This is a genomic window from Streptomyces sp. 13-12-16 (assembly GCF_002114215.1).
Classification (GTDB): domain Bacteria; phylum Actinomycetota; class Actinomycetes; order Streptomycetales; family Streptomycetaceae; genus Streptomyces.
In genome coordinates this window covers 1-7,835 of the sequence record NZ_NCTE01000392.1, presented here as the reverse complement: position 1 = coordinate 7,835, position 7,835 = coordinate 1, and the positions used below count along the sequence as shown (strand labels likewise).

Sequence of the window (7,835 nt, the reverse complement as noted above, 5' to 3'; positions counted from 1 at the left end):
CCCGCCCGCCCCCGCCGGTACCGCAAGTCCCCTCCCCTCCGGGTCCGACGCCCCTCGCGGCCCGGAGGGGGCACGGGGACCGATTCGAGACGAGGTCAGTCCGTCATGCGCCGCAGGTTCCGCCGGACCGGGGGTCCGGGCAACGCAGCGATAGCCGCCGTCACGGTGTGCGCCCTGTGTGCGGGGATGTGGCTGCTGCACGGCGGGACCGGGACGCAGGCGCCGCCGCAGCCGTCCGCCGCCCAGGCCCGCACGGGGAACGACGACCGCGGCGCGGACCGGGCCTCGGCCCCCGCCCTGCCGCCCTCCCCTCCCGACCGCATCCGCATCCCCGCGATCGGGGTGGACGCGCCCCTGACCGGCCTCGGCCTGACGAGGACCGGCAGTCTCGACGCGCCCCCGGCCGACCGCGAGAACCTCGCCGGCTGGTACGAGGCCGGCACCACCCCCGGTGAGACGGGCACCGCGATCGTCGCGGGCCACGTCGACAACGCCGACGGCCCCGCCGTCTTCTACTCCCTCGGCGCCCTGCGCAAGGGCGGCACCATCGAGGTGGACCGCCGCGACGGCACCGTCGCCGTGTTCACGGTGGACGCCGTCGAGGTGTACGACGCCCGGGACTTCCCCGACGGGAAGGTGTACGGCGCGGTCCCCCGCCCCGAGCTGCGGGTCATCACCTGCGGCGGGGGCTACTCCCGGACCACCGGCTACCAGGGGAACGTCGTCGTGTACGCCCACCTGACCGGCAGCCGCTGAGCCGGGCGACACCGGCCGGGGACGGAGCGCGAGCACCGGGGGGCGGTTGCCGCCGTCGGCGTTGACGATCACCCGGCCGCCGCCCGCCCGGACCGGTGTCGCGGGGCGCTGTCGAGCTCGCGGGAGATGTCGCGCACCGGCGGCGCCCACGAACCGGCGTGCCGCTCAGGCCAGCCACTGCTCGTACGCCAGGTTCGCCACCAGGGCGAAGACGACCGTGAGCAGGACGACGCGGACGAATCCGCTGCCCTTCTTCAGGGCCGTGTGCGCGCCGAGCGTGGCGCCCGCCAGGTTGAACACCGCCATCAGCGCCGCGAGCTGCCACAGCACCGCGCCCTGCCAGGCGAACATCGCGAGCGCGCCGGCGTTGGTGCAGCAGTTGACGATCTTGGCGGTGGCGGAGGCGGTGACCAGGTCGAGGTGGAGCAGGGCGGTGAGCGCCAGGACGAGGAACGTGCCGGTGCCGGGGCCGATGAGGCCGTCGTAGAAGCCGATGCCGAGGCCGGCCAGGCCGATCGCGGCGAGGATCTGGCGGCGGGTCGCCGGGCCGGTGGCGGGGGCCGTGCCGAAGGCGGGGCGCAGGATCACGAAGGCGGCCACGGCGAGCAGCACCACCATGATCACCGGTTTGAGGACCTCGGTGCTCATCCCGGCCGCGAAGAAGGCCCCGCCCGACGATCCGGCGAGGGCCGCGAGGCCGATGCGCACGGCGGTCCTCACGTCGACCGGCGCCTTGCGGGCGTAGGTGACCGCCGCGCCCGTGGTGCCGACGATCGCGACCGCCTTGTTGGTGCCGAGCGCGTGCGCGGCGGGGGTGCCGGCGGGCAGGCCGAGCAGCAGGGCGGGCAGGAGCAGCAGCCCGCCGCCGCCGACCACGGCGTCGATCCAGCCGGCGGCGAGGGCGGCCAGACAGAGCAGGACGACCGTGGTCAGGGAGATGTCGGGCATGGTCGGGAGCCTAGGGACGAGGTAGATGCCACGTCCATCAAGATGAGCGTTACTTGAGGTTGCCGCCGGGGTCGGCCTCCTCACACCCGCCGCGCCCCTTCGCTGAGGGCAGCGTTCCGTGCGGGAAACAGAAGGGATGCCGACGGGTAACACCCGCACCGCAGGCTCAGGGGCATGACCTCGAATGAGCGTGTGGTGGTGATCGGCTCCGGCCTCGCGGGCGTACGACTCGCCCGGCGGCTCGGCGAGCTCGGCACGCCCGTGACGCTGATCGGCGAGGAGGAGCACCGCCCGTACAACAGGGTGCTGCTCGCCGAGGTGCTGGCCGGACGTTACAGCCCCGAGGTGATCGCCCTGCCGGCGCCCGCGGAGCTGACCCGCGCCCGGGTCACCGGCATCGACCGCGCGGCACGGACCGTCGGCTGCGCGGACGGGTCGGTGATCGCATACGACCGGCTCGTCCTGGCCACCGGCTCCAACCCCGTGCTGCCACCGCTTCGCGGCCTGTTCACCGAGGACCACGAGCTGCCCGAGGGCGTGCACGCGTTCCGCACCCTGGACGACTGCCTGGGCCTGGCCGAGGCGGTACGGCCCGGGGTGCGGGCGGTGGTGATCGGCGGCGGGCTGCTCGGGGTCTCCGCGGCCCGCGCGCTCGCCGTGCGCGGCGCGCAGGTCGTCCTCGCCCAGCAGTCCGAGCGGCTGATGGAACGCCAGCTCGACCCGGCCGCGTCCAAGCTGGTCCGGCGGCATCTGACCGACCTCGGCGTGGAGGTGCACACCGAGTGCCGGGTGCGGGACGTGCGCTGCGTCGGCGGCGCGGTCCGCTCGGTGGAGATGGCCGACGGCTACGCCCTCGACGCCGACCTGGTGGTGCTGGCCTGCGGGGTGCACCCGAGGGTCGGTCTCGCGCAGGCCGCCGGGCTCGACGTGGCCAAGGGCGTCGTCGTCGACGACGAGCTGCGCACCTCCGACCCGTACATCCACGCGATCGGCGACTGCGTCCAGCACGCCGGCACGGTGTACGGGCTGGCCACCCCGGCGCTGGAACAGGCCGACGCGCTCGCCGCGCTGCTCGCCGGGGACACCGGCTCCCGCTACACCGGCACCCGCTCCCTGACCCGGCTCACCCTCACCGGCCCCGACAGCCCCTTCGACCTGGCCGCGTTCGGCGAGACCGAGGCGCTGCCGGGCGACGACGTCGTCCAGCTCACCGACGCCACCCGGGGCACCTACCGCAAGGTCGTCGTCCGCGAGGACCGCCTGGTCGGCGGGGTCCTGGTCGGCGAACTCGGCACCGTCGGCGCCCTCGCGCGCGCCTGGGAGGGAGCAGAGCCGCTCCCGTCCGCCGGCGGGCCCCTGCTCCACCTGCTCACCAATGACGGAGGCTCCTGATGTCCACGGACACATCGACCATCGTGCTCATCGGCCACGGCATGGTCGGCCAGCGTTTCCTGGAGGCGCTCGCCGAGCGCGGCCTGACCGCCACGCACCGCGTGGTCGTGCTGTGCGAGGAGCCGCGCCCGGCGTACGACCGTGTCCAGCTCACCTCGTACTTCTCGGGGAGGACGCCCGAGGACCTGTCGATGACGGACATGGCGTTCATCGAGGAGCACGGCATCGAGCTGCACGTCGGTGACCCGGCGGAGACCGTCGACCGCGAGGCGCGCAAGGTGACGGCCCGCTCCGGGCTGGTCGTCGACTACGACGTCCTGGTGCTGGCCACCGGCTCCTACCCGTTCGTGCCGCCGGTGCCGAACAAGGACGCCGAGGGCTGTTTCGTCTACCGCACGATCGAGGACCTGCTCGCGATCGAGGAGTACGCGAGGAAGTCCACGACCGGTGCCGTGGTCGGCGGCGGCCTGCTCGGCCTGGAGGCGGCGGGCGCGCTCAAGGGTCTCGGACTCACCTCCCACATCGTGGAGTTCGCACCCCGGCTGATGCCCGTCCAGGTCGACGAGGGCGGCGGCGCGGCGCTGCTGCGCACCATCGAGGAGATGGGCCTGACCGTCCACACGGGTGTGGGCACCCAGGAGATCGTGGTCGGCGAGGACGGCTCGGTCACCGGCATGAAGCTCTCCGACGGCTCCGAACTCTCCACCGACCTGGTGGTGTTCTCCGCCGGTGTCCGCCCCCGCGACCAACTGGCCCGCGATTGCGGCCTCACCGTCGGCGAGCGCGGCGGCATCGCGGTCGACGAGCAGTGCCGCACGGTCTCCGACCCGCACGTGTTCGCGATCGGCGAGTGCGCGCTGGCCGCCGACGGCCGGGTGTACGGCCTGGTGGCGCCCGGTTACGAGCAGGCCGAGACGGTCGCCGCGACCATCGCCGAGGACGAGTCCGCGTTCACCGGAGCCGACCTGTCCACCAAGCTGAAGCTGCTCGGCGTGGACGTGGCGTCCTTCGGCGACGCCCACGGCACCGCCGAGGACTGCCTGGACGTCGTCTACTCCGACTCCCGCTCCGGCCTGTACAAGAAGCTGGTCATCGGCCGGGACGGCACGCTGCTCGGCGGCATCCTGGTCGGCGACGCGGAGGCGTACGGCACGCTGAAGGCCTTCACCGGCTCCGTCCCGCCGGTCTCGCCGGAGTCGCTGGTGCTGCCGGCCGGTGCCGGGGCGCCCGTGCAGCTCGGCCCGTCCGCGCTGCCGGACGACGCGATCATCTGCTCCTGCAACAACGTCCGCAAGGGCACGATCCGCGAGGCGGTCACCGAGCACAGGTGCACCACCGTGCCCGAGGTGAAGAAGTGCACCAAGGCCGGTACGACGTGCGGCAGTTGCGTCAAGGTCCTCGGTCAGCTCATCAACGCCGAGCTGGAGGCGAGCGGCGTCGAGGTCGACAAGGGCCTGTGCGCCTGCTTCTCCCAGACCCGCGAGGAGCTGTACGAGATCGTCCTCGCCCTGCGCGTCACCTCCTTCCGGGACCTGCTCGACCGCCACGGCCGGGAAGCGGCGCGCGGCGGCGACGGCTGCGAGGTCTGCAAGCCGACGGTCGGCTCGATCATCGCCTCCCTCGCCCCGACGATCGGCGCCAGCACCCACGTCCTGGACGGCGAGCAGGCGGCCCTCCAGGACACCAACGACCACTTCCTGGCCAACCTGCAGAAGAACGGCTCGTACTCGGTCGTGCCGCGCATCCCCGGCGGTGAGATCGCCCCGGAGAAGCTGATCGTGATCGGTGAGATCGCCCGCGACTTCGGCCTCTACACGAAGATCACCGGCGGCCAGCGGATCGACATGTTCGGCGCGCGGGTCGAACAGCTCCCGGTGATCTGGGCCCGCCTGGTCGACGCCGGCTTCGAGTCGGGGCACGCCTACGGCAAGTCGCTGCGCACGGTGAAGTCCTGCGTCGGACAGACCTGGTGCCGCTACGGCGTCCAGGACTCCGTCCGCATGGCGATCGACCTGGAGCTGCGCTACCGGGGTCTGCGCTCCCCGCACAAGCTCAAGTCCGCGGTCTCCGGCTGCCAGCGCGAGTGCGCCGAGGCCCAGTCGAAGGACTTCGGCGTCATCGCCACCGCGGGCGGCTGGAACCTCTACGTCGGCGGCAACGGCGGCGCCACCCCGCGCCACGCGGACCTGCTCGCGCAGGACCTCTCGGACGCCGAACTGATCCGCCTGATCGACCGGTTCCTGATGTTCTACATCCGCACCGCCGACCGCCTGGAGCGCACCAGCGTCTGGCTGGACCGCATCCCCGGCGGCCTGGACCACGTACGGGACGTCGTCGTCCACGACTCGCTCGGCATCTGCGACGAACTGGAGGCCCTGATGGCCGCCCACGTCTCGCACTACCGCGACGAGTGGGCCGAGACCATCAACGACCCGGAGAAGCTGGCCCGCTTCGTGTCCTTCGTGAACGCCCCCGACACCCCCGACCCGGTGGTCGCGTTCGTCCCCGAGCGCGACCAGATGAAGCCCGACCTGCCGCTGCTGAACATCGGCCTGCGCCCTGCCGACGACGTCCTGGAAGGAACCGCGACGCGATGACCCTGGCACTCGAGACCACCGATCTGAAGGTCCGGCTCCGCCTCGCGGACGACTGGTTCACGGTCTGCGACCTGAGCACGCTGCTCCCCGGCCGCGGGGTGGCCGCCCTCCTCCCCGACGGCCGCCAGGTCGCCCTCTTCGCCGACCGCACCGGCCGCCTGTACGCCATCGACAACCGCGACCCCTTCACCGGCGCGGCGGTCCTCTCCCGCGGCCTGACCGGCACCCACCAGGGCCGCCCCTTCGTCGCCTCCCCGCTCCTGAAGCAGCGCTTCGACCTGGAGTCGGGCCAGTGCCTGGACGACGAGGCGGTCCGGGTGACGGCGTACGAGGTGAAGGCCGCCTGACCACCGTTTCTTGACCGACCGTTTCAGAAAGTCCTAGGCTGCTTCACGTGGCCAGGACCAAGGAGTTCGATCCGGACGCCGCGCTGCGGGCAGCCCTGGAGCTGTTCTGGCAGCGCGGCTACGAGGCGACGTCGATGTCCGACCTCGTCACCCACCTCGGCGTCGGACGCGCCAGCCTCTACGCGACCTTCGGCAGCAAGCGCGAGCTGTACCTGAAGGCGCTGGAACACTACGAGCGGGGACTGCTCCCGCAGATGCTGGAGGACCTGTCCCGGCCGGGCCCGGCACTGCCGGGCGTGCGGGCGCTCGTACGGCGCTACGCCACCGAGGCGATCGAGGACGACCTGCGCCTGCGCGGCTGTTTCGTCACCAACACGGCGGCCGAGCTGGCCCCGCACGACGCGACGGCCGCACGGCGGGTCGAGCGCAACTGGGACCGGCTGGAGACCGTGCTGCACGCGGCGCTCGTCCGCGCCCGGGCCCAGGGTGAACTGCCCGCCGGCCGCGATCCGCTCACCCTCGCCCGCATGCTGCTCGTGCTGCTGCAGGGCCTGCGGGTGGTCGGCAAGGCCTCCGCGGACCCGGCCAGGATCAGGGACGCGGCGGAACAGGCGCTGGCACTGCTCGACGACTGAACCGGAACCACCCGACGGGCCGCCGGACGGCGGCCCTCGACCCCTGGCCTCATACTGAACCGATCGGTCAAGAATTAGGGGAGATCATGACCAGCCGTTTCACCGACCGCACCGCCCTGGTCACCGGCGCCGGCTCCGGCATCGGACGGGCCGTCGCCCTCGCCCTCGCCGCGGAGGGCGCGCACGTCGTCGTCGCCGGGCGGCGGCCGGAGCCGCTGGAGGAGACGGTGGCCCTGATCGAGCGGGCCGGCGGCAAGGCGCTGGCCGTCACCGCCGACGTCTCCCGCGCCGCGGACGTCCGGGCCGTCGTGGACGCCGCCGTGGACCGGTTCGGCTCACTGGACGTCGCGGTCAACAACGCGGGCGTCTTCCGGGGCGGGCGGCCCCTGGCCGAACTGGCCGACGACGACTGGCAGAGCCAGCTCGACACCAACGTCACCGGCGTGTTCCACGCCCTGCGCGCGGAGATCCGCCAGATGCGCACCCAGCCGGCCGGCGGCGCGATCGTGAACATCGCCTCCACGTTCGGCCTGCACAAGCGCACCCCGGGAGCCACCGCCTACGCCGCCACCAAGGCGGCCGTCTCCGTGCTCACCCGGGGCGCCGCCCTGGACCACATCGCGGAGGGGGTCCGCATCAACGCCGTCAGCCCCGGCGCCACGGCGACGGCCATGTCGCTGCGGCCGGGCGAGACGGAGGCCGGACGGGCGGAGCGCATGGAGCACGAGGTGCCGCTCGGCCGTGTGTCGGCGGTCGAGGAGGTCGCGGCGGCGGTGCTGTACCTGGCGTCGGACGACGCGGCGTCGGTGGTGGGCACCGACCTCGTGGTGGACGGCGGCCAGACCGCCTGACCCCCGCACCGGGGGCGGGCACCCCGGCTGTCGGGTTCCTGTCGGGTTCGGGCCGTTCCGCCCCGCGGGCCGGGTCCATCGGGTTGCATGTTGCGTCCCACCCGCTTCAGGCCCCACCCCCATCTGTCACGGAGGCCCGGACCATGCCCCGCAAACACACCCGCCCTTCCCGGCGCACCCTGCTCGGCGGAGCCGCCGCCACCGCGCTGGCGGTGGCGGCCGGCACCGGTACGGCGCACGCCGCCGGCCACCGGCCCGCCTGGCCGACCGAGTTCCCGCTGCCGGACGGCTGGCTGCCCGAGGGCATCG

General features: G+C 73.3%; 7 protein-coding genes. 6 read left to right on the top strand and 1 reads right to left on the bottom strand.

Annotated features, from left to right (window positions below; translation table 11 throughout):
- Nucleotides 1-105: 105 nt before the first annotated feature.
- Complete coding sequence (locus B7767_RS16185) at nt 106-756, top strand: class F sortase (RefSeq protein ID WP_085572808.1); 651 nt, start codon at nt 106-108, stop codon at nt 754-756.
- Nucleotides 757-921: 165 nt separating this feature from the next.
- Here B7767_RS16185 and B7767_RS16180 read toward each other — a convergent pair whose 3' ends face one another.
- Nucleotides 922-1,704: a TSUP family transporter gene (locus B7767_RS16180; RefSeq protein ID WP_085572807.1), complete on the bottom strand. Its 783-nt coding sequence runs from the start codon at nt 1,702-1,704 to the stop codon at nt 922-924.
- Nucleotides 1,705-1,878: 174 nt separating this feature from the next.
- Between B7767_RS16180 and B7767_RS16175 the strand changes: the two genes are divergently transcribed.
- From B7767_RS16175 to B7767_RS16155, 5 genes are all read left to right on the top strand, one after another.
- The gene (locus tag B7767_RS16175; protein WP_085572806.1) at nt 1,879-3,096 is read left to right on the top strand and encodes an NAD(P)/FAD-dependent oxidoreductase; all 1,218 of its coding nucleotides are present in this window, start codon (nt 1,879-1,881) and stop codon (nt 3,094-3,096) included.
- Nucleotides 3,096-5,693 (top strand): nitrite reductase large subunit NirB, encoded by a 2,598-nt coding sequence (nirB, locus tag B7767_RS16170; protein WP_107486134.1) that lies wholly within the window; start codon nt 3,096-3,098, stop codon nt 5,691-5,693. The genes B7767_RS16175 and nirB overlap by 1 nt, the downstream gene beginning before the upstream one ends.
- Nucleotides 5,690-6,040 carry a nitrite reductase small subunit NirD gene (gene nirD / locus B7767_RS16165; protein WP_085572804.1) on the top strand — a complete coding sequence of 117 codons (351 nt, stop codon included), beginning with the start codon at nt 5,690-5,692 and terminating at the stop codon, nt 6,038-6,040. The genes nirB and nirD overlap by 4 nt, the downstream gene beginning before the upstream one ends.
- A gap of 47 nt (nt 6,041-6,087) precedes the next feature.
- Nucleotides 6,088-6,675: a TetR/AcrR family transcriptional regulator gene (locus tag B7767_RS16160; protein ID WP_085572803.1), complete on the top strand. Its 588-nt coding sequence runs from the start codon at nt 6,088-6,090 to the stop codon at nt 6,673-6,675.
- An 86-nt stretch (nt 6,676-6,761) separates the two neighbouring features.
- Nucleotides 6,762-7,526: an SDR family NAD(P)-dependent oxidoreductase gene (locus B7767_RS16155; RefSeq protein WP_085572802.1), complete on the top strand. Its 765-nt coding sequence runs from the start codon at nt 6,762-6,764 to the stop codon at nt 7,524-7,526.
- The last annotated feature ends 309 nt before the right edge of the window (nt 7,527-7,835 follow it).